Below are 26626 nucleotides of genomic sequence, written 5' to 3'. Positions count from 1 at the left end.
CCGTTGTCCCACCCAATGCCCGGCGGCGGCGGCATGGGGGGCCGGAGCATGCTCCGCTCCATGCGCAGCCAGGACGAGGTCGACGGCCACACCCTGCACCAGGGCACCGCCCGCCGGGTGCTGGAGTTCGCCCGCCCCTACCGGCGTGACATCACCGTCTTCCTGGTCACGGTGGTGCTCGCCGCGGTGATCGGGGTGGCGACCCCGCTGCTGGCCGGCTCGGTCATCACCGCCATCGGCGACCAGCAGGGTTCGATCGTGATCCGCCTCGCGCTGGTCATCGCCGGCCTGGCCGTCGCCGAGGCGCTGCTGTCGCTGGCCCAGCGCTGGTACTCCGCGCGCATCGGTGAGGGGATCATCCTCGACCTGCGGACCCGGGTCTACGACCACGTCCAGCGGATGCCGTTGCAGTTCTTCACCCGTACGCAGACCGGCGCCCTGGTCAGCCGCCTCAACAACGACGTGCTCGGCGCCCAGCGCGCCTTCACCTCCACCCTCTCCGGTGTGGTCAGCAACGTCATCCAGTTCACGCTCACCGCCGGGGCGATGTTCATCCTCTCCTGGCAGATCACCGCGCTGTCGCTGGTGCTGCTGCCGATCTTCATCATCCCGGCCCGCCGGGTCGGCAAACGGCTGGCCGAGATCACCCGGGAGTCGTACCAGCTCGACGCCAAGATGAACGCCACCATGACCGAGCGGTTCGGCGTCTCCGGCGCGCTGCTGGTCAAGCTCTTCGGTGAACCGGAGGCGGAGGCCGAGCGCTTCGGGCGACGTGCCACGCGCGTACGCGACATCGGCATCCTCTCGGCGATGTACTCCCGCACGTTCTTCGTCGCGATGCTCCTGGTTGCCTCGCTGGCCCAGGCGCTCACCTACGGACTGGGCGGCTGGTTCGCCGTCCAGGGGGCGCTGGAGGTCGGCACCGTCGTGTCGATGGCGATGCTGCTGACCCGCCTCTACGGCCCGCTGACGGCGCTGTCCAACATCCGGGTGGACGTGATGAGCGCGCTGGTCTCCTTCGACCGGGTCTTCGAGGTGCTGGACCTGAAGCCGGCGATCGCCGAGAAGCCCGCCGCGGTGACGATTCCGCGCGGCGACGGCCGGGTGGAGTTCCGCGACGTCGTCTTCCGCTACCCGAGCCCCGCGGAGGTCTCGCTGGCCTCCCTGGAGGACGTGGCGACGCTGGACCGCACCGTCTCCGAGCCGGTACTCAAGGGCGTCTCGTTCACCGTCGAACCGGGTCAGATGGTGGCCCTGGTCGGTCCCTCCGGCGCCGGCAAGTCCACCACCTCGATGCTGCTCTCGCGCGTCTACGACGTCACCTCCGGGCAGGTCCTCGTCGGCGGCGTCGACGTCCGGGACGCCACCTTCGGTTCGCTGCGCGACGAGATCGGCGTCGTCACCCAGGACTCGCACCTGTTCCACGAGACCATCGCCGAGAACCTCCGGTACGCCAAGGCCGACGCCACCGACGCCGAGATCTGGGCCGCCCTGGACGCCGCCCAGGTCGGCGACCTGGTCCGGGACCTGCCCGACGGGCTCGAAACGGTGGTGGGGGAGCGGGGTTACCGCTTCTCCGGCGGCGAGAAGCAGCGCATCGCCATCGCCCGGCTGCTGCTCAAGGCCCCGTCGATCGTGATCCTCGACGAGGCGACGGCCCACCTCGACTCCGAGTCCGAGGCGCAGGTGCAGCGGGCGCTCGCGGTGGCGCTGGCCGGGCGTACCGCCCTGGTGATCGCCCACCGGCTCTCCACCGTCCGCGACGCCGACCAGATCCTGGTCCTGGAGGACGGCCGGATCGTCGAGCGCGGCCGGCACGAGGAGCTCATCGCCGCCGGCGGGCTCTACGGCGAGCTGTACCGCACGCAGTTCGCCGTGGCCGGCTCACCGCAGCCGTACCTGGAGCAGAGCGGACCCGCGCCGATCTCCAGCGTGCCGATGCGCGACTACGCCGCCGACGACGTCCTGCCGGCGACCCCGGCGGGAAGCTGACCGGCCCGGCGCGACGCGGGCGGGCAACCTTCCCCGGCGGCGGCGCCGGTCAGGGCGGCGTACGCCTCAGCCGGCCTCCGTGGCGCGGCGCAGTTCGGCGAAGGCCGCCCCCAGGGTGACCGGGGTGAAGTGGGCGTTCAGCCCACTCGGATTGGGCAGCACCCAGCACCGGGCGCCGCCGATCAACTCCGGCTGCTCGCCGAAGCCGGCCTTCGGGCGGGCGAACCCGATCCGGTACGCCGTAACCCCGACCACCGCCACCCAGGCCGGGGTGTAGCGGCGTGCCTTCGCCGTTAACTGCGCCGCGCCCTCGGTCAGCTCGGCCGGGGTGAGCTCGTCGGCCCGGGCGGTGGCCCGGGGCACCACGTTGGTGATGCCCAGCTCCAGGTCGAGCAGGTCGTGCTGCTCGCTGGGGTGCAGCTGCCGGTCGGTGAAGCCGCCGAGGTGCAGCGCCGGCCAGAAGCGGTTGCCCGGCCGGCCGAAGTGCCAGCCGGTGGCCGCGGTGTAGAGGCCGGGGTTGATGCCGGCGAAGAGCACCCGCAGCCCTGGCGCGATGACGTCGGGAATGGTCCGCCCCGCCGCGGCGGCCAGCTCGTCCCGGCTGATCCGCGGAAAGCGGGGCTGCTCGCCGGCCATCAGAAGGCGCGCAGCGCGCCGCCGTCGACCGGGACGGCGACGCCGGTCAGGTAGCCGGCCGCGGGGGAGAGGACGAAGGCGGCGACCCGGCCGAACTCGGCCGGCTCACCGAGGCGGCGCAGCGGGATCGCCGCCTCCGCCTGCGCCCGGGCCCGCCCCGGGTCGCCGGTGGCGGCGAAGAGCTCCCGGTTGCGGTCGGTGAGGATCCGGCCGGGCAGCAGACTGAGCACCCGTACGCCCCGCGGGCCGTGCTCGTCGGCCAGTTCCTTGGCGACGGCGGCGAGTCCGGGGCGCAGCCCGTTGGAGATGCCGAGCCCGGCCAGCGGGGCGCGGACCGAACTGGAGAGCACCAGGGCGACGGAGCCGCCGGCGCCAAGCTCGGCGGCGAAGGTACGTGCGGCGCGGACCGTGCCGAGGAAGACGGTCTCGAACGACGTCCGCCACTGCGCGTCGTCGGTCGCGCTCGCAGTGCCGGGCGGTGGGCCGCCGACCGAGACCAGCGCGCCGTCCAGTCGTCCGTAGTGCTGCCGGGCGAGGGCCACCAGCCGCTCGGCGGTGTCGGCGTCGGCGAGGTCCGCGCCGAGGCCGACGGCCCGCTCCGGTCCGCCCAGCCGCTGCGCTGCCGCGGCGACGCGCTCCGCGTTGCGGCCGGCGAGCACCACCCGTGCGCCGTCGGCGACCAGTTGCTCCGCGGTGGCGAAGCCGAGCCCGCGGGAGGCTCCGGTGAGCACGTAGACGCGATCGGCGAGTCCGAGATCCATACCGTTGATCCTGCCGTACGGGCCGGGGGCGGTCAGCGCCGCCGGTACGTCACGCGGATCTGCCCGCGCGCCTGGACTGCGATCGCGCCGTCGACGCGCCGCACTGTGGGCAACCGGCGGTGTACCGGAGGTCGCCGGCCGTCGTACCGGGCGCCGGCCTCCCGGCCGGCGAGCTCCCGCGCGCCGAGAGCCGGCAGGTCGCCTGCTGCGTGCAGGCTGCGGGCCAGGTCCCAGCCGTCGCGCAGTGGTCCGTTGCCCGGCCGGGTCGCCGCCCACGCGGTGAAGACCTCGTGCCACCTCCTACCCAGCCCGGTCGCGAGCAGTGGCCAGTAGCGGGCGGCGAGGTCGGCCCGTTTGTGCAGCAGCGCCTGCCGGGCCAGGCCAACCCGGACCGGGTCGAAGCCGGGCGGGACGGCGGCGCCGCAGGCGATCGCCGCCGCGAGTTCCGTCTGCCGGGCGGCCAGCCGGTCGTTCATGTCGTCGCCGGGCATCCGGCCGCTGCGGCGATCCGGTCGAGTTCGGCGCGGAGCTGTGCCGCGGGCGGATAATTCCCGTCGCGTTCGAGCATTACCGCCGGCGGCCTGCGCCGGGCGCAGAGTTCCCGCAGCAACGCCAGCACGGGTTCGCCGATCGGATCGGTGTGGGTGTCGTGGTAGACGCCGTCGCTCTCCCGGCCGCCGGCGACGTGCACGTACGCGACGCGTTCCAGCGGCAGCCGGTCCAGCAGCGCCACGGGATCGGTGCCTCGGTTGACGGCGTTGGCGTAGACGTTGGCGATGTCCAGCAGCAGCCATGCGCCGCTGCGGTCGAGGATCTCGGTGAGGAAGTCGGCTTCGTCGAGTTCGTCGTCGGGCCAGTCGAAGAGTGCCGCGATCGGTTCGAGAGCGAGCGGCACGCAGAGTTCGGCCTGGGTGCGGTCGATGTTGGCCACGAGGGCGTCGATCGCCTCCCGGGTACGCGGTACCGGGAGCAGGTGCCCCGCCTCGATGCCGCCGGCCCGGACGAAGGCGATGTGTTCGCTGACCATCGGTGCCTGCAGGGTCCGTGCCAACGCGGCGAGGTGGGCGACCCGGGCCGGTTCGACCGGCTCCGCGCCGCCGAGTGAGAGCCGGGTGCCGTGCGGTACGACGGCGATGCCGCGGGCGCGCAGGCCGGCCAGTGGAGGCGGGAGCGGGCCGGCCGGTTCGAGCGTCTCGGCGATCACCTCCACGAAGCTCAGGCCGGGCAGCCCGGCGACGATCTCTGCGATCTCCGGTCGCCAGCCGATGCCGATTCCGGTGCCGTCAGACGTCATCTGCCCTGGCCTCCGCGTCCCGGTCGATGGACGGACGCCGACACCCTGCCTGTCGACAACGGGACCGGGGGCGCCGTCTCAGTTGCCACCGCCGCCGCCACCACCGCAGCCGCCACCGCCCCCGCAGCCGCCGGAGCAACCGCCGGAGCAACCGCCTCCACCTCCACCGCCGCTGTAACCGCCGGTGTAGCCAGCGTGACTGTAGCCGTTCGAGTACGTCAGCTCCTGTTGTGGGATGCCGGCGTGTTCGGCGAGTTCGGCGTCCAGTTGCCAGAGCGTGACGGGTCCGTAGAGGGCGACGCCCCGTGCCGCGTCGCCGGGCTTGGTGGGCAGATCGGTGTAGCTGCGCGGATACGCCGAGCGCATCGAGTGCAAGGCCTGCTTCGCTGTCAGGGTGACCCGGGGGATGGTGACACCGCGGAGGGCCACCACGCCGATCACATGGACCGCCAGGAATGCGCCGACCAATCCCCAGGGAGTGTCCGTGACGATGCCGGCGATCATTCGGACGAGCCCGATCCCGATGAGGGCGAATGTCAGCAACCGGAGCGCCTTCGCGATCCGGCGGGTTCCTGCGGTGAGGACCAGACCGGCGGAATCGGCTTGCCGCCGCAGCCGGTGGACGGAGGCGATCACTTCGTCATCGATGGCGAGCCTCCGTGCCTCGATTCCGCGCCGGGCGGCCCGGTGCACCGCCCGTTCCAAGTCGGTACGTCCGCCTTGGGGTTGCTGGGCGGAGAGTCGTCCGCTCGTGGTCACCGCTATGGCGCCGGCGACCCAGAGCTCGGCCAGCGCGGCGTGGACCGGGGCCGCGCGGCCTCCGGTGAGGTAGGCCGCGATCTCGGGTTGCAGGTACCGATTGCGGAGGGCACGGGGTCCGGTGAATCGGAGACGCTGGTGCAGCAGCGTGACGACGAGCAGGACCGCTGCGGCGATCGCGTAGAGGATGAGGAAGTGGGGGCCGGAGATGCCCCAGATCTTTGCGGCTGCGCTCGAGACACCCATCGGCGCTCCTGTCCCATAGCGGGAAGTCAATTCTCGCCGGGAGGGACGCCAGAGGGAAGTGTCGGTTCGCCGACCAGGTGCTTTCGGGTCAGTCCTGGGGTGTGCGGCGGCGTACGGCCTCTTCGACCAGGTCGAGCACCGGATCGAGGTCCCCGGCCGGTCGGCCCATGGCCAGGTGCAGCACCAGGCCGTCGTAGGCGAGCTCCAGGAACTGGGCCAGGACGTCGATCGGTACGTCGTCGCGCAGCACGCCGGCCTCGCGTTGACGCACGAGCCGCTCCCGGGTCGCGTCGGCGACGGCCGCGGCGCGTTCGGCCCAGCGGCGGGCGAAGGCGGGGTCGGTGCGCAGCCGGCGGGAGACCTCGAGCTGGCTGCCGAGCCAGCCGGCGGTGTCGGGGGAGGTCGCGCTCTCCAGCAGCTCCCGCATGACCTGGACCAGGCCGTTGCGGGCGACGGTCTCGACCATCGTCGCCGCGTCGTCCTCGGCGACCGCCAGGAAGAGCGAGTCCTTGTCACGGAAGTGGTGGAAGATGGCGCCGCGGGAGAGCCCGGTTGCCTCCTCGAGCCGGCGAACGGTGGCGCCCTCGTAGCCGTGCCGGGCGAAGCAGCCACGCGCCGCGGCAAGAATCTCCTGGCGGCGTGCGTCGAGCTGGTCCTGGCTTACCCTGGGCACGCAGCCGATCGTTCCAGGCCACCGCATACTTTGCAAACCGTACGTACGGCTTGTTCTCGCTCGTCGGCGTCGATGGCTGCCTATGATCGCCGGGTGAGCCTCGCCCCGGCACCTTCCGCGCCCCTCACCGTCGCGACCATCCAGGCCGACCCGGTCCCGGGCGACCTGCCCGGCAACGCCCGGCGCGCGGCCCGGCTGGTGACCGAGGCAGGTGCGGCCGGGGCCGCACTGGTGGTCCTGCCCGAGCTCTTCCTGTCCGCGTACCACCTGCCGGTTCTGGCTGCCGATGCCGGCACGGATGTCGCCGCCGACGCCGGCCGGCGGGTCGACGACCCGCGGCTGGACCCGCTGCGGGCCGCCGCCGACGCAGCCGGCGCGACGGTCGTCGTCGGCGCCGCCGTACGGCATCCCGACGCCCGGCGTACCTGCTCGGTGCTGGTGCTGCGGCCCGGCGGCGAGTGCGTCGCCGGATACGACAAGCAGCACCTCTGGGCCGACGAGCGGAAGATCTTCGTCCCGGGCGACCGCGGCGCGACCCTGGTGGTCGCGGGCTGGCGGTTCGGCCTCGGGGTCTGCTACGACGGCTGCTTCCCGGAGCACGGGCGCGCGGCGGCCGCCGACGGCGCGCACGGCTACCTCTGCCCGAGCGGCTATCTGCGCGGGTCCGAGCATCGGCGCGACCTGTACTACGCCGCCCGGGCGCTGGACAACACCATGTACGTCGTCTTCGCCAATTCCGTCGACGGGACCGCTCCGTGGTGTTTCAACGGCGGCGCGGCGATCTACGACCCGGAAGGGCGGGCGCTGGTGCGCGGCGCCGACAGCGGCGAGGCGGTGTTGACGGCGCGGCTGGATCCGGTGCGCCTGACCCGGGTGCGCGCGGCGCACACCATGCTCATCGACCGGTTGCCGGCTCAGGGGTCGCCCGGACGGGCACTGCTCACCTGATCGGCCGCCCCGGCAGGCATCGGTTTTCCCGGCCGGCATCCATCAGGGTTCCGGGCTGCAATTCGTCGTTCTCGCGGCCGGAATTGACGACTTTCACGGCCGGAATTCATGGCTTTCATGGCCGCCTTGCGACGGTGAGCTATTCCCAGCACGCCGGGGCTGCCGTAACCTGCCCCCGTGCCACTGCTCCTCCTCGATATCGACAACACGCTGCTCGACCGCACCGGGGCACTGCGGGCGTGGGGTGACCGTTTCCTCGCCGACCTGAACGCGCCGGCGGAGGACATCGACTGGCTTCTGGACTTCGATGCCGACGGGCTCACCGACCGCTGGGACCTCGCCGACGCGATCCGGCAGCGGTATGACCTCCGCACGCCCTCGATCGACCTGGTGGAGGCGATCGAGGAGGGGATAGCGGCGAACCTGCGCCTGGATCCGTTGCACGCGTGTGCGCTGCGGATCGCCGACGCCGCAGGGTGGGTGCCGGTGGCGGTCAGCAACGGCAGGACCCGGGAGCAGGAGCGGCTCATCCGGCTCACCGGGCTCGACCGCTACCTCGCGGACTGGGTGATCTCGGAGGAGGCGGGGGTGAGCAAACCCAATCCGCGCATCTTCACCCTGGCGGCGCAGCGGGCCCGGATGACGATGCGGGGCGCCTGGGTCGTCGGTGACGGCCCGGAGGGGGACATCGGCGGCGCGGCGGCCGCCGGTCTGCGCAGCGTCTGGTTGCACCGCGGGCGACGCTGGACCGAGCAGCGCTTCGCCCCGACCTGCGCCGCCGACGGCCTGATCGCCGCCATCGCCGCGGTGCTCGCCGGATGATCCGTTACTGCAGGTAGCTCTCGACCTCGGGCTTGGGTCGCGGCCCCGTCTGGTCGGGGTCGGCGCCGGACTGACGCGCCGCGCGGCGGCGGCGGAGCAGATCCCAGCACTGGTCCAGCGATTCCTCCAGTTCCCGCAGTCGGGTCTGGGCCGAGCCCGTGCCCTCCTCCGCCTCCTGGGCCTCGGCGCGCAGCCGGTGTTCCTCGTCGACCAGTTCGTTGATCCGCTGCAGGATTGTCGTGTCGTCCATGCTCCGAGCCTGGCACAGCCCGGCCGCGCTCGCCCGGATTCGGCCATCGATCTCGCTGCGGCCACCGGGCGGTACGACCCCGCGCGTGCTGCAGCGGCCCGGCCGGGCGCTCGGCGGGGTGACGACATCCTCCTGCGTCGATCGCACGACCCGGGCCGTGCGGCCGCTCGTCTCCAACCGTGACGCTGACTGAGCAAACAGTCAGCAGGAAAACGGATCCAAAGTGGAGATATGAGTCACCGGTGTCGCGGATTTTCCCAGCGGTATCTAGAGAAGGGCTCATGTTGGTGGCATGCTGTCCGCGATCGTAACGCCGCATGACCGTTCAAACACTCAGCGGGTTTTCCGCTGCGTGTGGTGCAGGATGGAGAACAATCATGACCGAGGCGAGCGCCGACGCGCGGCCAACCACGACCGCCGAGGCCCCGTTCGTTCCGCTGCGGAAGATGCTTCGCGGTGGTCTGCTACGCGACCCGCTGCAGACGCTCATCGACGCGGCCGACGAACACCCCGGCAAGGTCGTCCAGCTCAGCCTCGGCACCGTCCGCGCCTTTCTGGTGAGCGAGCCCAGGCACGTGCAGCACGTGCTACGGGACAACGCCAAGAACTACACCCGCGCGGGCGACAACATGCTCTACAAATCCGTGCGCAAGCTCTCCGGCGAGGGCATCTTCTCCGAGGGGGAGGTCTGGGAGGCGAGCCGACGGCGGATGCAGCCGCACTTCACCGCCAAGCGGATCGACTCCTACATCGAGCCGATGTCGCGGGCGGTCAACGCGGCCCTGGACGACCTCGCCATCCCGGCGGAGGGCGCCACTCTGGACGCCGGGTCCACGACCTCGCGGATCATCTGCCAGACCATGACCACGGTCTTCTTCGGCGGCAAGATCCCGCTGTCGGACGCCATGACCATCATCGAGAACCAGGAGGTCGTGGCGAACACGTTGCGGTACCGGCTGCTGGTTCCCTTCTACCCGAACGCATTGCCGTTCCCGGGCGACTTCGCGTTCGCCCGGGCCGTGAAGAACATCGACGCGGTGGTCTACCCGCTGATCCGCAAGGAGCGGGCCAACCCCAGCGGCGACCCGGATGCCCTCTCCACCCTCGCCACCGCCGTGGACGCCGACGGCAATCTCCTGCCCGAGCGGCAGGTCCGCGACGACATCGTCTCGATCTTCGCCACCACCACGGAGACGACCTACAACCTGCTCGCCTGGCTCTGGCCGGTGCTCGAGGCGCACCCGGCGATCGCCGCGCGGATGCAGGAGGAGATCGACAGCGTCGTCCGGGCCGGTGAGCCGATCACCCAGGAGCAGCTCGGCCGGCTGCGCTACTCCAAGATGGTGATGGACGAGCTGGTCCGGCTCTACCCCTCCGGCTGGCTGATTCCGCGTACGTCGGTGGAGGACGACGTCATCGACGGCGTCCACATCCCGGCCGGCTCGCACATCGCGCTGAGCCCGGTCACCACCCACCGGCTGCGGGCGTACTGGGACCGGCCCAACGAGTTCGATCCCGAGCGCTTCGCTCCGGAGCAGCCCAAGCGGCAGCACCGCTACGCGTACTACCCCTTCGGCGGCGGTGGCCACCAGTGCATCGGCATGTACCTCTTCGGCATCGAGGCACCGCTGGTCGCGGCGGCGATCCTGGCCCGCTACCGGGTCAAGATGACCGAGCCGGGCATCCCGGACTACAAGCTGGCGGCGTCGCTGCGTCCCAACAAGCGCATCTACATGACGGTGACGCCGGCCCAGCAGCCGGTCGGGGCGTGAGCACACCGATGAACACCTCTACACCCGTCGGCCGCGAGGCGCTGCTCGCCGCCACCGAGCACGGGCGCATCTGCGCGGTGGCGGCCAAGGGCCAGCGCGATCTGCAGCGGTGCGCCGCGGCGTACCCGGAGCTGTTCTCACCGAAGGCCTTCGAGCCGGCGCTCTTCAGCAACGTGGCGATGGCGATCACCTTCGGTGCGCCCTGGTGCAGCGCCGAACAGCTGCGGCTGACAAACCGGGCAGTGCTCTGGGGCTTTGCGCTGGACTATCTGGTCGACCACGAGGCGCAGTCGCGGCACGAGATCGACCGGCTCACCGAACGCTGCCTCGCCGTCGCCGACGGCGGTACGCCGGAGCCCGACGACGCGCTGGGGCGCCTCCTGGCGGAGCTGCGTGACGAGCTGGCCGCCGGGCCGGCGTTCGCCGCGTACCGCGGGGTGTGGCGCGAGGAGCTGCGCAAGGTGCTGGAGTCGATGGCCCGGGAGTGGGACTGGAAGACGGCGGCGCAGACCGACGGCCCGGCCCTGCCCGGCCTCGACGAGTACCTCGCCAACGCCGACAACCTGGCCTGCACCATCGTCAACGTCACGCACTGGATCTCCAACGACGACCGGTCCGCTCTGACGCATCTCGACGCGCTCGTCGAGGCGAGTGCCGAGGTGCAGCGGGTGCTGAGGCTCGTCAACGACCTGGGCACCTACGAGCGCGACCTCCGCTGGGGTGATCTCAACGCGATCATGCTGGTCAGCGACCGCTCCGATGTGGAGCGCAAAATCGAGGAGCTGGTGGCGCGCTGTCACGAGCTCTTCGCGCCGCTGGCGCCGGCCTGCCCGCAGGCCGTCGAGTACCTGGCCCGCCAGGTCGGCTTCTCCAGCGGCTTTTACCGGGGGACCGACTTCTGGGGGCAGATGTGACCATCAGCGAGGAACGGGTTGCCCCAGCGGATCTGCACGACCAGGTGCGCAACCTGCTCGGGGGGATGGAGCTGCGCCCGCAGGGGCAGGTCTCCCCGTCGGTCTACGAGACCGCCCGGGTGGTCAGCCACGCGCCGTGGCTGAACGGGCAGGCCGGCCGCATCGGTTATCTGCTCGCGACGCAGCGTCCGGACGGGGCCTGGGGTGCGCCGGGCGGCTATGCCCTGGTGCCGACGATCAGCGCCACCGAGGCGCTCTTCGCCACCCTGCACGACATCGCCGCCGGCCGGCAGCCCGGCGAGCGGCGGGCCGAGATCGCCCGCGCCGTCGACCGGGGCCTGACGGCGCTGGCGCACCTGGTGGCGACGCCCGCGCTCGCCATGCCGGACCTGCCGGCGGCCGACCTCATCGTGCCGGTGCTGACCGAACGGATCAACCACCATCTGGCCGAGCTCGGAGCACGGCCGCTGGCGGAGCTGACAGCCCGGCGCGGGGGTGAACCACTGCCCCTGCCGCAGGCGATGACCGACCGGCGGCTGGTCATGGTGCGGCAGATGGTGGCCTCGGGGCAGCCGCTGCCGCAGAAGCTGGTGCACGCGCTGGAGATTCTCGGCGAGCAGGCGCGCGGCTTCGCGGGCGTGCGGCCGGTGGGTGGCGCGATCGGGGCGGCTCCCGCCGCGAGCGCGGCCTGGCTGCGCGGACCGCAGGACAACAGCGTGGTGGTGCAGTATCTCGCCACCGCCGGCCGCGCCTCGGACGGTGCGGTGCCGTGCACCACTCCGATCAGCGTCTTCGAACGGTCCTGGGTGCTGGCGAGCCTGGTCCGGGCCGGGGTTCCGCTGGAGGTGCCCTCGACGCTGGTCACCAGCCTCGTTCAGAGCCTGGGGGCGACCGGCGCGGCCACCAGTCCCGGGCTGCCCGACGACGCCGACACGACCTCGGTCACGCTCTACGCCCTGGCCCGGCTCGGCTACCCGGTCGCGCCGGAGAGCCTGTGGCACTACGACGTGGGTGGGTACTTCTGCACCTGGCGCGGTGAGGACGGCAGCTCCATCACCACCAACGCCCACGCACTGGAGATGCTCTGCTGGTGGTCGCGGCACGCCGGCCGGGACGACGCGCGCTGGGCGACCGCGGCGGAGTCGGTGACCGGCTGGCTGCTCGCGCAGCAGTGCGCCGACGGGCAGTGGGACGACCGGTGGCATGCCTCGCCGTACTACGCGACCTCGTCGGCGGCGGTGGCGCTCGCCGGCTATGGCAGCGGCACCGATGTCGCGCCGGCCGTCGACCGGGCGGTGGAGTGGATGCTGCGCACCCAGCGGGCCGACGGGTCGTGGGGACGGTGGGACGGCACGGCCGAGGAGACGGCGTACGCCCTGCATCTGCTCTGTGTCGCCGACCCCGCGCGGCATCCCGGAATCGACGCGGCCATCGCCGGCGGCGCCGAATTCCTCGACCGGGTCGATCTCGACGCCGAGCAGCCGGCGCTCTGGCACGACAAGGACCTCTACCATCCGACCGCGATCGTGCAGGCTGCGGTCCTCGCGGCCCGCCACGTCTGCGCGACGCGGAGCCGGTTGAGTGCCGAGTCAAGGTAACGTCTACATTGGACAAAGCAGTGAGCGGAAAGATCATCAGGCTTGAGTGGCACTAGTGGACGCTGCTAGCGTGCGCGGGGCCGGTCTCCGAGGCCGGCCCCGCGCGCTGCGGCCGAAGGTCGGCGGCGAGCATCGGACATGTACATGAAAAGCACGGGCCGGGACGGTGTAATGGGTATCCGCGGCGCTAGCCTGCGTACGAAAATTGTGGCCCTTCTTGTTTCGCTGGTCGCGCTCTGGGCCTTCGCTGCCTATGTGACGTTGCGAGACGGTCTGAACCTGCTCGGCATCACCACTCTTGACACCAATGTCGCCGCGCCGAGTGAGCCGGTCCTCGCGGAGCTGCAGGCCGAGCGGCGGCTGACCGCCGCCTACCTCGGCAAGCCGCGCGCGGACACCGCCGCGGAACTCGCCGAGCAGCGCTCCCGCACCGACGCGGTGGTGGAATCGTTCCGGGAGACCTCGCAACTCTGGCAGGTCCGGTTCGCCGGCAGTGACGAGCTCAACGAGCGCGTCGACCGCACCATCACCGAGCTGGACTCCCTCGCCGGGATCCGCGGCAACGTCGACGGCCTGTCAATGGACCGTTCGGAGGCGATGCGGGAGTACAACGACGTCGTCGACCAGCTCTTCACCATCTACGGCGCCATGGGCTCGCTCGACGACGAGCGGATCACCAAGGACAGCAGGACCCTCACCCAGCTCAACCGCTCCCTGGAACTGCTGTCACGGCAGGACGCCCTGGTCAGCGGTGTGCTCTCTGCCGGACGGATCACCGCGGCGGAGTACGGCGAACTGTCGCGGCTGGTCGGCGCCCAGCGCTTCCTGGCGGCCGAGGCGGTCGTCGAACTCTCCGACGCCGACCGGGCCGAGTACGACGCGATCGTGGCCGGGAGCAACTTCACCCGGCTCGCGGCCGTGCAGGACCGGCTTCAGCAGGCGGACTCTGCCCGGCCGCCCGTCGGCCCCGCGGAGTGGCGCTCCGCCATGGGGGCCACCGAGGACCTTCGCGACTGGACTCTCGGCAAGGGCGACGACCTCGTCGACCAGGCCATGCCCGTCGCCGTCGGCGTGGTGCTGCGGATGGTGCTGGCGGCCGGCCTCGGTCTCCTCGCCGTCATCGCCTCCATCATCGTCTCGATCACCACGGCCCGATCCCTGATGCGGCAGCTGGAGAAGCTGCGCGACGCCGCACACCAGCTCGCCGAAGAGCGGCTGCCGTCGGTGGTCGAGCGGCTCGGCCGCGGTGAAGAGGTGGACGTCGCCGCGGAGGCGCCGCCGCTGCGCTTCGGTGACGACGCGATCGGCGAGGTGGGACAGGCGTTCAACGCCGTGCAGGAGACCGCGGTGCGTACCGCGGTCGAGCAGGCGGAACTGCGGCGCAGTGTGCGCGACACCTTCCTCAGCCTCGCCCGGCGTACGCAGGCCCTGGTGCACCGGCAGCTGACGCTGCTGGACGCCATGGAGCGCCGTGAGCACGACGCCGAAGAGCTGGAGGACCTGTTCCGGGTCGACCACCTCGCCACCCGAATGCGGCGCAACGCCGAGAACCTGATCGTGCTCTCCGGCTCGACCCCCGGCCGGGCCTGGCGGCGCAACGTCCCGATGGTGGACGTCGTCCGCGGCGCGGTGGCCGAGGTCGAGGACTACACCCGGGTCAACGTGCACCCGATGGGTGCTGCCACCCTCGCCGGCCGCGCTGTCGGTGACGTCATCCACCTGATCGCCGAGCTGGTCGAGAACGGCCTCTCCTTCTCCCCGCCGCACACCACTGTCGACGTGCGCGGTCAGCTCGTCGCCAACGGTTTCGCGCTGGAGATCGAGGACCGCGGCCTCGGAATGAGCGAGGAGGACCTGGCCCGCGCCAACGAGCGCATCCAGGACCAGTCCGAGCTGAACCTCGCCAACGCCACCCGCCTCGGCCTCTACGTGGTGAGCCGGCTCAGCGAGCGGCACGGCATCCGCGTACAGCTCAAGGAATCGCCCTACGGCGGCACGACCGCAGTGGTGCTGATTCCGGCCGGCCTGGTCAGCGACGGCGACCCCGGTGCGGAGCCCACCCGGTCCGGCGCCCCCACCGGCACCGGAGCTGCCAGGACGCCGGGTGAGCAGCCCGCCGCGTCGCCGGCGGAACCGGCCACGGTGGCGACCATCGCAGCGGGGCCCACGACGGCAGTCGCCGAGCGCAACGGCAGGCCGGCGATCGAGACCGACCTGCCGGTGCGCCGGCCGTCCCCGGTACCGCCGGGCGGCACGGCCCCGCAGGCCGACGGCGGCGCCGGCCTCCCGGCCCGCCCGCCGCGGGTGCGCGACGAGTCCGCCCTGGACGGTCCCACCCACGCCATCGGCCTGCCCGCGATCACTCCGAAGCCAGCCGAGGAGGGACCGATGAAGGCCAGTTCGGAGCCGGGTGACGAGACGCCGGTCCCGCAGACCCAGTCGGGGCTGCCGGTCCGGGTCCGACAGGCGAACCTGGTGCCGCAGTTGCGTGACGGCGGCGACGCCGACGACTCCGCCGACGAGGTGGAGGAAGCGCCGCGGCCGCCCGAGAAGGTGCGCCGGATGATGGATTCGTACCAGAGCGGTACGCGTCGTGGCCGCACCGACGCCGCCCGTCTGCTCGGCAGCGGCGGCGACGGTGACGGCGAGCAGGCGGGCGAGCCCGACACTGCGGAGGAGCCCGGCGCCCGGCCCGAGTGAGCCGGACGCCGATACGAGGACACGTGCGAGAACGGCCAGTAACTGGCCTGGGGACACGGCGGGATCCGCCGGGGGAGAAGAGGACGACGAGTGGCACAGAAGACGGCTTCGAGTGCCGACCTGACGTGGTTGCTGGACGACCTGGTCGGCCGGGTCAAGCAGGCGGAGCATGCGGTTGCCCTCTCGACGGACGGCCTGCTGATGGCATCGTCCAAGGGGCTCACCCGTGATGACGGCGAGCACCTGGCGGCCCTGGCCGCCGGCATCCAGAGCCTGGCCCGCGGTGCGGGCAAGCGGTTCGGCGGCGGACAGGTGCAGCAAACCATCATCGAGATGCAGTCGTCGTTCCTCTTCGTGACGGCCGCCGGGCGCAACGCCTGCCTGGCGGTGCTGGCCTCGGAGGAAGCCGACGTCGGCCTGATCGCCTACGAGATGGCGATGCTGGTCACCCGGGTCGGCAAGTTCGTGGCCTCACCCTCCCGCTCAGCCGAGCTGTCACCCGAGGAGAAGTAACCGGATGGCCGTCTCAGGCGAGTCACCAGACGAAAAGTGGGTCGACGACCACGCCGGCCCCGTGGTGCGGCCCTACGCCGTCACCCGGGGCCGGGCGCGGCCGGTGGCCGGCAAGTTCGATCTGATCTCACTGGTCATCGCGGTCCGCCGGGATCCGGCCCAGGAGGCCGGCCTGGGGCCGGAGCATCACGCCATCATCGCGCTCTGCCAGCGGATGATGTCCGTCGCCGAGGTCGCCGCGCACCTGGACCTTCCGGTGGGCACCATCCGGGTCCTGCTCGGCGACCTGGTGGCCCGGGACCTGATCCGGGTACGCGAGCCGATGATCACCAGCGGCCTTCCGGACGACAGCATTTTCGAGGCGGTAATCAATGGACTACGAGCGCTCTGACCGGGCGGCGGGGACCGACGCGCTCCCCACCGCTATCAAGATTCTCATTGCCGGGGGCTTCGGCGTCGGCAAGACCACGCTGGTCGGCTCGGTGAGCGAGACACAGCCGCTGCGCACCGAGGAGGTCATCACCGAGAGCAGCGTCGGCGTCGACGACCTCTCCGGGGTGGAGGCCAAGACGACCACGACCGTGGCGATGGACTTCGGCCGGATCACGATCAACAAGGATCTGGTGCTGTACCTGTTCGGCACGCCCGGCCAGGACCGATTCTGGTTCGTCTGGGACGAGCTCTCCATCGGGGCGGTCGGGGCGGTCGTGCTGGCCGACACCCGGCGGCTGGCGGACTGCTTCCCCTCCATCGACTATTTCGAGGGGCGGGGCACGCCGTTCATCGTGGCGGTCAACTGCTTCGAGGGCGCCCGCCAGTACGACCTCGCCGAGGTGCGCGCCGCCCTCAACCTCGACCCCGAGGTGCCGGTGGTGCTCTGTGACGCCCGGCAGCGCGCGGCGAGCAAGGAAGCGCTGATCAGCCTCCTGGAGCACGCGATGAAGAGCCGCAGCGCCAAGCGGGCCGCAGTCGTCGCCTGACGCCCCCACCGGCCCCGCCGGCGCGCCGGCCACGGTACGCGCACCGCGGACACGAAAGGACCCCTGCTCACCTGGAGCAGGGGTCCTTTCGTTGTGCCGGATCAGGCAGCGATCATGCGCCGCAGCACGTACTGCAGGATGCCGCCGTGGCGGTAGTAGTCCGCCTCCCCGGGGGTGTCGATGCGCACCACGGCGTCGAACTCGACGCCGGTGTCGGTGCTGACCTTGACCGTGCGGGGGATGTCACCGTCGTTGAGGGCGGTGACGCCCGAGATGGTGAAGGTCTCGGTGCCGGTCAGCCCCAGCGACTCGGCGGTCACGCCCGCCGGGTACTGCAGCGGCAGCACACCCATGCCGATCAGGTTGGAACGGTGGATCCGCTCGTACGACTCGGCGATGACGGCGCGCACACCCAGCAGCATGGTGCCCTTGGCCGCCCAGTCGCGCGACGAGCCGGAGCCGTACTCCTTGCCGGCGAGGATGACCAGCGGCAGGCCGGCCTCCGCGTACGCCACCGAGGCGTCGTAGATGGAGGTCTGCTCGCCGGTGAGGTGGTTGACCGTGAAGCCGCCCTCGATGCCCGGCACCAGCTGGTTGCGCAGCCGGATGTTGGCGAAGGTGCCCCGGATCATCACCTCGTGGTTGCCCCGGCGCGAGCCGTACGAGTTGAACTCGTGGCGCGGCACACCGTGCTCGGCGAGGTACCGGCCGGCGGGGGAGTCGGCCTTGATGGCGCCGGCCGGCGAGATGTGGTCGGTGGTGACCGAGTCGCCGAGCTTTGCCAGCACCCGGGCGCCGGCGATGTCGACCACCGGGCTCGGCTCCTGCGCCATGCCCTCGAAGTACGGGGGCTTGCGCACGTAGGTGGAATCGCCGGCCCAGGCGAAGGTGTCGCCGGTCGGGGTGGGCAGCGACTGCCAGCGCTCGTCACCGGCGAAGACGTCGGCGTAGGCCTCACCGAAGCCGGTGGCGCCGAGCGCGGAGGCGATGACGTCCTGGATCTCGGCGTTGCCGGGCCAGATGTCGCGCAGGAAGACGGGGTTGCCCTCGGTGTCGGCACCGAGCGGCTCGTTGGCCAGGTCGATGTCCATCGTGCCGGCCAGCGCGTACGCCACCACCAGCGGCGGGGACGCCAGGTAGTTCATCTTGACGTCCGGGTTGATCCGGCCCTCGAAGTTGCGGTTGCCGGAGAGGACCGAGACGGCCGCGAGGTCGTTTTCGTTGATCCCGGCCGAGATCTCCTCGGGCAGCGGACCGGAGTTGCCGATGCAGGTGGTGCAGCCGTAGCCGACCAGGTTGAAGCCGAGCTTGTTCAGGTACGGCGTGAGGCCGGCCCGCTCGTAGTAGTCCATGACGACCTTGGAGCCCGGCGCCAGCGTGGTCTTGACCCACGGCTTGCGGGTCAGGCCCTTCTCCACCGCGTTGCGGGCCAGCAGCGCCGCACCGATCATGACCTGCGGGTTGGAGGTGTTGGTGCAGGAGGTGATCGCGGCGATCACCACGGCGCCGTGGTCCAGCTCGAACTCGGTGCCGTCGGCGCCGGTGACCCGGATCGGGTTGCTGGCGCGACCGCCCGCGCCCACGGCAGCGGTGACCAGGCTGTGCGGCTTGTCGGCGGCGCTGCTCTGGTCGTTGGCCGGAGCGTCGCTGGCCGGGAAGGACTCGGCGCTCGCCTGGTCGGCCGGGCTCATCGCGGTGGTCGGCGCGTTGTCGGCCACGCCCTCCGCGCCACCCTCGCCGGCGTCGGCGGAGTCGTCGGCGACGTAGTTGGTCAGCACCGAGCGGAACAGCGTCTTGGCGTTGCCCAGCGGCACCCGGTCCTGCGGCCGCTTCGGGCCGGCAAGCGACGGCTCGATGGTGCTCAGGTCCAGTTCGAGGCGCTCGGAGTAGTCCGGCTCGGCGGCCGGGTCGTGCCAGAGGCCCTGCTCCTTGGCGTACGCCTCGACGAGCGCCACCTGCTGGGCGTCGCGGCCGGTCAGCTCGAGGTAGCGGATGGTCTCGTCGTCGATCGGGAAGATCGCGACGGTGGAGCCGTACTCGGGGGACATGTTGCCGATGGTGGCGCGGTTGGCCAGCGGCACGGCGCTCACGCCCGGGCCGTAGAACTCGACGAACTTGCCGACCACGCCGTGCTCGCGCAGCATCTCGGTGATGGTGAGCACCAGGTCGGTGGCGGTGGTGCCGGCGGGCATCTCACCGTTGAGCTTGAAGCCGACCACGCGCGGGATCAGCATGCTGACCGGCTGGCCGAGCATCGCGGCCTCGGCCTCGATGCCGCCGACGCCCCAGCCCAGCACACCGAGGCCGTTGACCATCGTGGTGTGCGAGTCGGTGCCGACCACGGTGTCGGGGTAGGCCTGGCCGCCGCGCTCCATGATGGTGCGGGCCAGGTACTCGATGTTGACCTGGTGCACGATGCCGGTGCCCGGCGGGACGACCTTGAATTCGTTGAACGCGGTCTGGCCCCAGCGCAGGAACTGGTAGCGCTCCTTGTTGCGCTCGTACTCCAGCTCCACGTTGCGCTCGAAGGCGTCCTCGCGGCCAAAGAGGTCGGCGATGACCGAGTGGTCGATGACCAGCTCGGCCGGGGCCAGCGGGTTGACCTTGGTCGGGTCGCCGCCGAGGTCGCGTACGGCCTCGCGCATGGTGGCCAGGTCGACCACGCAGGGCACGCCGGTGAAGTCCTGCATCAGCACCCGGGCCGGGGTGAACTGGATCTCCACGCTCGGGTCGGCGGCGGCGTCCCAGCCGCCGAGCTGGCGGATGTGGTCGGCGGTGATGTTCGCGCCGTCCTCGGTCCGCAGCAGGTTTTCCAGCAGGATCTTCAGGCTGTACGGCAGGCGTTCGTGCCCGTCCACCTTGTTGATCTTGAAAATCTCGTAGCTCGCGTCTCCGACGCGTAGCTGGGTCTTCGCACCGAAGGTGTCGAGGCTCGCCACGTCGTACTCCTTCATCACCAGCGACTGTGAGTAGTCCTGAGTCTTTCGCACCAGCCGGGGGCCCGTCCGGTTAGGTCAGGCTTACCCGATGATGACGATGTCAATAAAACCGTACGTCCGTCTTGCTATGCGCGCAACCCGGTGTCAGGCTCTGGGACATCGTTCGCATCGACCGGGATAGGGGGAACTGGCGTGATCCATCACGTTCAGCTCGCCGCGCCGCGCGGCTCCGAGAGCGCTCTGCGCGCGTTCTACGCAGGTCTTCTGGGCCTTGTCGAGGTGCCGAAGCCGCCGCCACTGGCCGCTCGGGGCGGTTGCTGGTTCGCCGGCCACGGTGTCGAGCTTCACCTCGGCGTCACCGACGACTTCCATCCGGCCGAGAAGGCCCACCCGGGACTGCTCTGGCCGGACCTCGACGCCCTCGCTGCGCGGCTGACCGCCGCCGGCTACCCGGTGACCTGGGCGGACGAGGGCGAACTGCCCGGTCTACGGCGCTTCCACACCGCCGACGTGCACGGCAACCGCCTGGAGTTCCTCGCCCCGACCGGGTGAGGCGGGTGACGGCCGGGTTGTCGGGGTGGCGGCCCATCGGCAGGCCGCGCGGGCAGGTGGGCCCGGGGGCGTCGAATCATCGGCCGCCCTCCGGGAACCCATGCGGGGCTCAGGCAAGTCGTCGACCTATCGGGGGTTGGTCATGAACGGCCTGAAGAGCGCACGCAGCAGCATGAACGTGCCCGCGACGGTGGAGGCGCTGCGCCGGTGCATCGACGAGCAGGGGGCGACCGTCTTCGCTGTCATCGACCACGGCGCCGCCGCGGCGCAGGGGGACCTGCGCCTGCCGGCGACCCAGCTGGTGATCTTCGGCCGGCCGTTGACCGGTACGGCGCTGCTGCAGGACTGCCCGCAGCTCGCCATCGACCTGCCGCTGCGGATCCTGATCCGCGACGACGGCGCCCAGGGCGCGGTGGTGACCTGGCAGGACCCGGAGTTCGTGGCGCGGCGCTTCGGGCTCACGGCCGAGGAGAGCAGGCCGTTGCACGCCGCCGGCGAGGTCGTCTCGGCGGTGCTGGAGCAGCCGGTGAGCGCGTACTGACCGTTCGCGCAACCGGACGGGCCCGCCGCCGGAGCCGGTCAGGCTCCGGCGGCGGGTCGTTGTCACGGGCGGTGCTGGACGGTCACGTTGCTGTCGGCAGCGTCGCCGTGGCCGTAGACGTAGGCGGCGGCGGCGTCGTCGCCGAGCTGCGCACGCAGGTAGAGCGCGCTCCAGCGGGCGGCGGTCTCGATCGAGACCTGCTGCGGCAGGACCTGCGCCGAGGGGTCCGGCTCGGCGCCCGACGGGGCCGGGCTGTCGGTCAGGCCGTAGTGGTTCGCGCCATTGACGGTGATCAGCGAGGCCGGGCCGCCGGAGAAGGCGTCGTAGGTGCCCTGCGCCTCGGCGGGGGTGGAGACGCCGTCGACCGAACCCTGGATCAGCGCCACCGGGATGCCGGCGGTGTTGATCGGGTCGATCCCGCCGTCACCGCTCGGGTCGACGGTGTTCGCGCCGTAGAAGGCCGCGGCCTTCAGTTCCTTCGGGCGCTGGTTGCCGCCGAGCCAGCAGAACGGGATCTGGCAGTTGCCCTGCACGGTGTAGAGGCCGGTGGCCGCCCCGAAGGAGTGGCCGAGCAGGGTGAACGACCCGGTGTCGATCCGGTTGCGCAGCGGACTGAGCGGGTTGACGTTCTCCACGTGCGCCCAGATCGCGGTCTGGATCGCCTGGCCCTGGTGGGAGAAGAGACCGTAGTCGACGAAGACGAGCCGCCAGTGGTTCGGCACGACCACGACGAAGCCGTACGAGGCGACGGTGCGGGCGTAGGTGGCGTACTCGTCGCGGTCGACGTCGGCGCCCTGCAGCAGCAGCGCCACCGGCAGCTTCCCGGTGCCGGTGGTGGGGTAGTAGACGGTGCTCGCGTCGGTGTGGATGTTGGCGTAGTAGGACGCGACATCGCTGCTGACGGTGACGGCCGACGCGGCCGCCGACGGTGCGGCGGAGGCGGCGGGGGCGCCGGCGAGGGCACCGACGGTGAGCGCCAGCGCCGCCGCGGCGGCCGCGACGCGGGACATCCTGCGGGTACGGGACAAGAGAATTCCTCTCGGGGGGTAGAGGGGCCTGTTTCCACTTAGGAAACGGCGTTTCGTTCCGCTTCAGATAACACTGTTTCGATGGACGGGACAAGATGTTCGGCGCAACATCTTTACCCGTCGAGACTTTTCGCAGCTCCGCGCGTCGGCGACTTCCGGCACCGGCCGGCACGGCGGCACCGGCCGGTGCCGGGCCCGGCGAACGCCGCCGGTGCTAATGTCCGGCGGGTGACCGAAGCAGCCGTGCACCTTGACGCCCAGCCCCGTATCGACACGCTGGTCACCGGCTTCCCCGCCGGTGACCAGAAGCTGCGGACCGACTACGCCGGAGTGGCCTGGCTCGGCGACCAGCCCGACGCCGACAGCGGCATCATGGGCCCGGAGTACCGCCGGCGTCCGGTGGAGAGCCGGCTCTTTCTGCCCGACACCCACTGGTACGACGTCGACGCGCTCGACGACGTCGAGGTTCAGGTCACCGGCGGTCTGCTCCAGATCCCGGCCACCGCACAGCAGACCCAGGGACTGGTCGGTTCACTCGCCGAACCGGTGGTCGAGTTCTTCGAGCATCCGGAGGGGGAGCCCGGTGTCGGCATCTGCCTCTGGCTGCGCGGCGACATCTTCTCCAACGTCGGTCTCACCTACCGGGTGACCGTTCTCGCCCCGCGCGGCGCTCTGTTGCGCACCGGTGACGCCGCCGCCGAGCCCGCCGGTGAACCGGACAGCATCTGACTCAGGGCCGGCGCCCCGGCGCTGTGGGGTTCGCCGCCCGCGAGCGATCACGGCACGAAAAAAGGGCCGGTCCCGTGACGGGACCGGCCCTCTGCCGGGTAGCGGATCAGTGGGAGTAGCCGCGGGTGGCGATCCACTCGGCGACCTGCTCCACGTCCACCCAGTACGTGCCGCGATCCGGCTTCGCCGGGTCGGCGATCTTCACCTGCTCACCGCCGTCGCGGTAGCCGACGACCGCCACGTAGTGCCCACCCGGGTACGAGTGACGCACGCCGTCGGTGTCAACGACAGTGCCGGCGATGTTGATGACCACCGCACGCTCGTCGTTGATCGTCTCGGTGATGTCGGACTGAAGTTCGTCGTGGTGACGCTCGGCAGCGGCCTGGTCGGGGATCACGGTGGTCTCGTAGTCTTCCCCGGTCAGGTCCTCGAGGACCCGCGTGGTGTCCTCGGCCGAGTTGGTGCCGTTCTCGGTCGTGCCGAGATGACGGGCCACCTCGTCCTGCGACGGGGTCTTGTCCTGTGCGGACAGCGCGATCCGGGTCGAGGCCGGACCGCAGTAGTAGTAGTTCTCCTGCGCCTTGTACTGCACATCCAGTTCCTTGACCGCGCTATGTCGCTCGGCCGGGGCCGCGTGGGCGCCGTCATTGGCCAGCGCCGGAGCGGCGATGGGGCCGACGACCGCACCGGTGGTGGCGGCCAGACCGGTGAACGCGAGAGCGGCCTTGCGAATAATCGTCGTCATTGTCAATCGCCTCTCATCCGGGGGTCTGCCCGGCGAGGTCGGCGCGCACCCGAAGGGGACGGATCACGTCCGGGGGATCGGGCGGCACGCGCTCGCCGCCGGGCGCTGGGCGCCGCGGACCGTCACCGGGTCCTGCGGCGTTCACCAGGTATAACCGGCCGGGGCCCCCGGCCATGCCCCGATCATGGCCTGATCCGGCGGGATTTACAGGCATGTACCGGGATGAACCGCCCATTGGGCCGGGTCGGCCGATCCGTCCGATCCGGTCAATCCGGGAGGTTCTGCGCGAGCGGGTCGGTCCCCGCCGCGGACTCCAGGTGCCGTTGCCGCAGCCGGTCCCGGATCTCCTCCGGCGTGTACGCCCGGCGGCGCCGCTGGGCCCGGGCAACCGCCACCCCGGTCGCGGCCACGCCCACGAAACCCGCCACGCCGAGTACCTTCCACCACCGCATGCGCCTAGGGTAAACGGACATGAGCATGAGCCTGGATGCCGCGCTGGAATTGACGCGCACCGGAGACATCTGGGTCTTCCGCGGCCGCAGCGGCGCGGACCGGGCGATCCAGCTGACCACCAACAGCCCGGTCAACCACGTCGGGATGGCGGTCGTGCTGGAGGACCTGCCGCCCCTGATGTGGCACGCCGAGCTCGGGCGCTCGCTGCCGGACATGTGGTCCGGAACCCACCAGCGCGGCGTGCAGCTGCACGATCTGCGCGACGCCGTCTGCGTCTGGGGCAACCGCTACGGTCAGCGCGCCTGGCTGCGACAGCTCGACCCACCGGCCACCCGGGACATGGAGAACGCCGCGTTGCGGACCATCGCCCGGCTGGACGGCACGCCCTTCCCCTCCACGGCGCAGCTCTTCTGGCGCTGGGCCCGCGGACGGGTGCCACAGGTACGGCTGCCGCGCCCCGGCCATCGCTCGCCCGGCGGTTCGCCGGCGGCCGACGACGCCCAGCAGCGCAGGCTGGAGACCGCCTACTGTGCCGAGGTGGTGGCGGTGACCTACGAGGAGATGGGGTTGCTGCCCGCGGGCCGCCGGCCGAACTGGTACGACCCCGGACGGTTCTGGAGCGGCGACGACCTCCGGCTGGCCGGGTCGGCGGGGCTCGGCGCGGAGATCGAGGTGGCGATACCGCGCCGGTGACCGGCGCGCGAGGTTTGCCCCGGCGGCGCCCTGGAAATTCACCACGGCGTGAACGCCTCCACGGACTTGAGCACGCTCAGCGACTTCTTCGACCGGTACGGCGCGGCCCTGACCGCCGCCGACGTGCCGGCCATCGCCAACTGTTACGCGTTGCCGGGTCTGGTGGTCGCCAACACCTACAGCTTCTCCTTCTCCTCGCCGGCGGCGATCGCGCTCTCCTTCGTCGGCGCTGCCCCCGACTACCAGGAGCGGGAACTGATCGCCGCCCACGCCCAGATCCAGGACGTGCAGCAGATCTCCGCGCTGCTGGCCGAGGTGGCCGTGCAGTGGGAGTACCTGGACAGCCAGGGCCAGGCCGTGCCGGGGGAGCGCTACCGCTACCTGCTGCGGATGACCGACGACGGACCGGCCATCTGCACCGTCATCCGCACCGGCTGATCGGGCGGACGCCGCTCTGCCGGGCAGACGCGACATCTGCCCGGCCGACGGCGCAGCGGGGCGGAACGCCGCTCAGCCGGGCAGCCGCGGACCGGCGGCCCGCTGCTCGGCGAGCCAGGTCTCGACCTCGTCCGAACGCCGCGGCAGCGCCGCCGAGAGGTTCACCGGCCCGTCGGCGGTGACCAGGATGTCGTCCTCGATCCGGATGCCGATGCCGCGCAGCTCCTCGGGGACCAGCTCGTCCTCCGGCTGGAAGTACAGGCCCGGCTCCACGGTCAGCACGTACCCCTCGCCGAGGGTGCCGTCGCGGTAGTGCTCGGTGCGCGCGTTGGCGCAGTCGTGCACGTCGATGCCGAGCATGTGGCTGGTGCCGTGCAGCGTCCAGCGCCGGTAGACCGACGAGGCCGGGTCCATCGCCTCGTCAACGCTGACGGGGAGCAGGCCCAGGTCGGAGAGGCCCTCGGCGAGCACCCGCATCGAGGTCAGGTGGACGTCCTTGAAGGCGACGCCGGGCCGGACCGCCTCGATGCCGGCCTGCTGCGAGGCGTACACGATGTCGTAGACCTGGCGCTGCAGGTCGCTGAAGCGGCCGTCGACCGGCAGCACCCGGGTGACGTCGGCGGTGTAGAGGTGGTGGCCCTCGACCCCCATGTCCATCAGCAGCAGCTCACCCGGGCGGGTGGTGCCGTGGTTGTGCACCCAGTGCAGGATCGTGGCGTGCTCACCGGCGCCGACGATCGAGCCGTAGCCGACATCGTTGCCGTCGTGCCGGGCGCGGAGCCCGAAGACCCCCTCCAGCAGCCGCTCGGAGACCCCGCGGTCGGCCGGCAGCGCCCGCGCCACGTCCTCGAAGCCCCGTACGGTGGCGTCCACCGCCTCCTGGAGCTGGGCGATCTCCCACTCGTCCTTGACCAGCTTCAGCTCGCTGATCGTGGCGGCCAGCTCCCGGTCACGCTCGGCGGGACCGTACGGCCGTACGGCGGTGTCCACGGCCGGGTCGAGACCGCGCAGCACCCGGGTACGTCCCGGCGCGCAGTCGGCCAGCGCCCGGTCCAGCTCGGTCAGGTCGGCGGTCTCCACGCCCAGTTCGGCGGCGCGTTCGCGCAGCGTCGGGCGGCGGCCCACCCAGAGCTCGCCGTGGCGGCTGCGGAAGAACTCGTCGTTGTCCCGGGACGAGCGCGGCCGCAGGTAGAGCACCGCGTCGTGCCCGGAGCCGTTGGGGCGCAGAATCAGCACACTGTCCGGCTCGTAGTCGCCGGTGAGGTACGCGAAGTCGCTGCCCGGCCGGAACGGGTAGGCGGTGTCGTTGGCGCGGGTCTTCTCCGGGCCGGTGGGGATCACCAGGGTCTCGCCCGGGAAGGCGGCGGCCAGAGCGGCCCGGCGCTTGGCGTAGTGCGGGACCTCCGGCCGCGGGGAGGTCGGCAGCTCGGTGTCGCGCCACCCGTCACGCATGAAGGCGAGGAATCGCTCCGGGAAGGCCGGATCGTGCGACTCGGTGCCGTCCGACCCGCTCTGCTGCGGATCCTGCGGAATCTGCTGCTGTCCCTCGGTCATGCGCCATCCTCCCGGTACGTCCCTGGCCACGACGGTACCCCGCGGGTCCACGGTAACGGTCCCCAGCGGTGCCGCACCGGGCGCTGCGCGCGCGTG

27 protein-coding genes are annotated in these 26626 nt (G+C 71.5%); 15 read left to right on the top strand and 12 right to left on the bottom strand.

Features of this window, described 5'->3' with window-relative positions; translation table 11 throughout:
- Positions 1–15 precede the first annotated feature (15 nt).
- Positions 16–1992 carry an ABC transporter ATP-binding protein gene (locus ACK8GG_RS07405; protein WP_440356082.1) on the top strand — a complete coding sequence of 659 codons (1977 nt, stop codon included), beginning with the start codon at positions 16–18 and terminating at the stop codon, positions 1990–1992.
- A gap of 66 nt (positions 1993–2058) precedes the next feature.
- Here ACK8GG_RS07405 and mug read toward each other — a convergent pair whose 3' ends face one another.
- From mug to ACK8GG_RS07375, 6 genes are all read right to left on the bottom strand, one after another.
- A complete protein-coding gene (gene mug, locus ACK8GG_RS07400) occupies positions 2059–2628 on the bottom strand; it encodes a G/U mismatch-specific DNA glycosylase (RefSeq protein WP_440352830.1) in 570 nt (189 codons plus the stop codon).
- A complete protein-coding gene (locus ACK8GG_RS07395; RefSeq protein WP_440352831.1) occupies positions 2628–3389 on the bottom strand; it encodes an SDR family oxidoreductase in 762 nt (253 codons plus the stop codon). The genes mug and ACK8GG_RS07395 overlap by 1 nt, the downstream gene beginning before the upstream one ends.
- Before the next feature lie 32 nt (positions 3390–3421).
- A complete protein-coding gene (locus ACK8GG_RS07390) occupies positions 3422–3865 on the bottom strand; it encodes an SCO6045 C-terminal-like domain-containing protein (RefSeq protein WP_440355905.1) in 444 nt (147 codons plus the stop codon).
- Complete coding sequence (locus ACK8GG_RS07385; protein WP_440352833.1) at positions 3862–4683, bottom strand: MbnB/TglH/ChrH family RiPP precursor modification enzyme; 822 nt, start codon at positions 4681–4683, stop codon at positions 3862–3864. The genes ACK8GG_RS07390 and ACK8GG_RS07385 overlap by 4 nt, the downstream gene beginning before the upstream one ends.
- 78 nt (positions 4684–4761) lie before the next feature.
- Positions 4762–5688: a TIGR04222 domain-containing membrane protein gene (locus ACK8GG_RS07380; protein WP_440352834.1), complete on the bottom strand. Its 927-nt coding sequence runs from the start codon at positions 5686–5688 to the stop codon at positions 4762–4764.
- 88 nt (positions 5689–5776) lie between these two features.
- Positions 5777–6361 carry a TetR/AcrR family transcriptional regulator gene (locus ACK8GG_RS07375; RefSeq protein ID WP_440352835.1) on the bottom strand — a complete coding sequence of 195 codons (585 nt, stop codon included), beginning with the start codon at positions 6359–6361 and terminating at the stop codon, positions 5777–5779.
- A 93-nt stretch (positions 6362–6454) separates the two neighbouring features.
- Between ACK8GG_RS07375 and ACK8GG_RS07370 the strand changes: the two genes are divergently transcribed.
- Together ACK8GG_RS07370 and ACK8GG_RS07365 are read left to right on the top strand one after the other, a co-directional pair.
- A complete protein-coding gene (locus ACK8GG_RS07370; protein ID WP_440348956.1) occupies positions 6455–7309 on the top strand; it encodes a carbon-nitrogen hydrolase family protein in 855 nt (284 codons plus the stop codon).
- Between the two features lie 177 nt (positions 7310–7486).
- Positions 7487–8131 carry an HAD family hydrolase gene (locus tag ACK8GG_RS07365; RefSeq protein WP_440348955.1) on the top strand — a complete coding sequence of 215 codons (645 nt, stop codon included), beginning with the start codon at positions 7487–7489 and terminating at the stop codon, positions 8129–8131.
- 4 nt (positions 8132–8135) lie between these two features.
- Here the strand turns inward: ACK8GG_RS07365 and ACK8GG_RS07360 are convergent, their stop codons facing one another.
- Complete coding sequence (locus ACK8GG_RS07360; protein ID WP_440348954.1) at positions 8136–8381, bottom strand: DUF2630 family protein; 246 nt, start codon at positions 8379–8381, stop codon at positions 8136–8138.
- 377 nt (positions 8382–8758) lie between these two features.
- On the opposite strand from ACK8GG_RS07360, the gene ACK8GG_RS07355 reads away from it, so the two are divergent.
- The 7 genes from ACK8GG_RS07355 to ACK8GG_RS07325 all read left to right on the top strand — a co-directional run bounded on the left by ACK8GG_RS07355 (position 8759) and on the right by ACK8GG_RS07325 (position 16858).
- On the top strand, positions 8759–10153 hold the full coding sequence (locus tag ACK8GG_RS07355) for a cytochrome P450 (RefSeq protein ID WP_440348953.1): 1395 nt from the start codon (positions 8759–8761) through the stop codon (positions 10151–10153).
- Positions 10150–11067: a terpene synthase family protein gene (locus ACK8GG_RS07350; RefSeq protein ID WP_440348952.1), complete on the top strand. Its 918-nt coding sequence runs from the start codon at positions 10150–10152 to the stop codon at positions 11065–11067. Before ACK8GG_RS07355 ends, ACK8GG_RS07350 begins: the two co-directional genes overlap by 4 nt.
- Positions 11064–12665, top strand: a complete 1602-nt coding sequence (locus tag ACK8GG_RS07345; protein ID WP_440348951.1) for a prenyltransferase — start codon at positions 11064–11066, stop codon at positions 12663–12665. The genes ACK8GG_RS07350 and ACK8GG_RS07345 overlap by 4 nt, the downstream gene beginning before the upstream one ends.
- 207 nt (positions 12666–12872) lie before the next feature.
- Positions 12873–15365 (top strand): sensor histidine kinase, encoded by a 2493-nt coding sequence (locus ACK8GG_RS07340; RefSeq protein ID WP_440352837.1) that lies wholly within the window; start codon positions 12873–12875, stop codon positions 15363–15365.
- Positions 15366–15455: 90 nt separating this feature from the next.
- A complete protein-coding gene (locus tag ACK8GG_RS07335; protein WP_440348949.1) occupies positions 15456–15878 on the top strand; it encodes a roadblock/LC7 domain-containing protein in 423 nt (140 codons plus the stop codon).
- Between the two features lie 4 nt (positions 15879–15882).
- Positions 15883–16269 carry a DUF742 domain-containing protein gene (locus tag ACK8GG_RS07330; RefSeq protein WP_440348948.1) on the top strand — a complete coding sequence of 129 codons (387 nt, stop codon included), beginning with the start codon at positions 15883–15885 and terminating at the stop codon, positions 16267–16269.
- Positions 16250–16858 (top strand): GTP-binding protein, encoded by a 609-nt coding sequence (locus tag ACK8GG_RS07325; protein ID WP_440348947.1) that lies wholly within the window; start codon positions 16250–16252, stop codon positions 16856–16858. Before ACK8GG_RS07330 ends, ACK8GG_RS07325 begins: the two co-directional genes overlap by 20 nt.
- Before the next feature lie 101 nt (positions 16859–16959).
- Here ACK8GG_RS07325 and ACK8GG_RS07320 read toward each other — a convergent pair whose 3' ends face one another.
- Positions 16960–19812, bottom strand: coding sequence for an aconitate hydratase (locus ACK8GG_RS07320; protein WP_440349230.1), 2853 nt, complete (start codon positions 19810–19812; stop codon positions 16960–16962).
- A gap of 177 nt (positions 19813–19989) precedes the next feature.
- Here ACK8GG_RS07320 and ACK8GG_RS07315 point away from each other — a divergent pair, with 177 nt between their 5' ends.
- The gene (locus ACK8GG_RS07315) at positions 19990–20349 is read left to right on the top strand and encodes a VOC family protein (protein ID WP_440355904.1); all 360 of its coding nucleotides are present in this window, start codon (positions 19990–19992) and stop codon (positions 20347–20349) included.
- A 142-nt stretch (positions 20350–20491) separates the two neighbouring features.
- Positions 20492–20890 carry a DUF302 domain-containing protein gene (locus tag ACK8GG_RS07310; RefSeq protein ID WP_440355903.1) on the top strand — a complete coding sequence of 133 codons (399 nt, stop codon included), beginning with the start codon at positions 20492–20494 and terminating at the stop codon, positions 20888–20890.
- 62 nt (positions 20891–20952) lie between these two features.
- Here the strand turns inward: ACK8GG_RS07310 and ACK8GG_RS07305 are convergent, their stop codons facing one another.
- Positions 20953–21918, bottom strand: coding sequence for an alpha/beta hydrolase family protein (locus ACK8GG_RS07305; RefSeq protein WP_440355902.1), 966 nt, complete (start codon positions 21916–21918; stop codon positions 20953–20955).
- A gap of 228 nt (positions 21919–22146) precedes the next feature.
- On the opposite strand from ACK8GG_RS07305, the gene ACK8GG_RS07300 reads away from it, so the two are divergent.
- A complete protein-coding gene (locus ACK8GG_RS07300) occupies positions 22147–22647 on the top strand; it encodes a hypothetical protein (protein WP_440355901.1) in 501 nt (166 codons plus the stop codon).
- A gap of 106 nt (positions 22648–22753) precedes the next feature.
- On the opposite strand, the gene ACK8GG_RS07295 is transcribed toward ACK8GG_RS07300, so the two are convergent.
- On the bottom strand, positions 22754–23392 hold the full coding sequence (locus ACK8GG_RS07295; protein ID WP_440348942.1) for a C39 family peptidase: 639 nt from the start codon (positions 23390–23392) through the stop codon (positions 22754–22756).
- Positions 23393–23658: 266 nt separating this feature from the next.
- Positions 23659–23844, bottom strand: coding sequence for a hypothetical protein (locus tag ACK8GG_RS07290; RefSeq protein WP_440348941.1), 186 nt, complete (start codon positions 23842–23844; stop codon positions 23659–23661).
- 19 nt (positions 23845–23863) lie between these two features.
- On the opposite strand from ACK8GG_RS07290, the gene ACK8GG_RS07285 reads away from it, so the two are divergent.
- A complete protein-coding gene (locus ACK8GG_RS07285; protein WP_440348940.1) occupies positions 23864–24538 on the top strand; it encodes a hypothetical protein in 675 nt (224 codons plus the stop codon).
- A gap of 48 nt (positions 24539–24586) precedes the next feature.
- Positions 24587–24976, top strand: a complete 390-nt coding sequence (locus tag ACK8GG_RS07280; RefSeq protein ID WP_440352841.1) for a DUF6841 family protein — start codon at positions 24587–24589, stop codon at positions 24974–24976.
- A gap of 72 nt (positions 24977–25048) precedes the next feature.
- On the opposite strand, the gene ACK8GG_RS07275 is transcribed toward ACK8GG_RS07280, so the two are convergent.
- Positions 25049–26530, bottom strand: coding sequence for an aminopeptidase P family protein (locus tag ACK8GG_RS07275; protein ID WP_440348938.1), 1482 nt, complete (start codon positions 26528–26530; stop codon positions 25049–25051).
- Positions 26531–26626: the final 96 nt, after the last annotated feature.

Origin of the sequence: Melissospora conviva (assembly GCF_049523535.1) — a bacterium.
GTDB lineage: Bacteria > Actinomycetota > Actinomycetes > Mycobacteriales > Micromonosporaceae > Melissospora > Melissospora conviva.
This window is presented reverse-complemented; position numbering and strand designations above follow the sequence as displayed.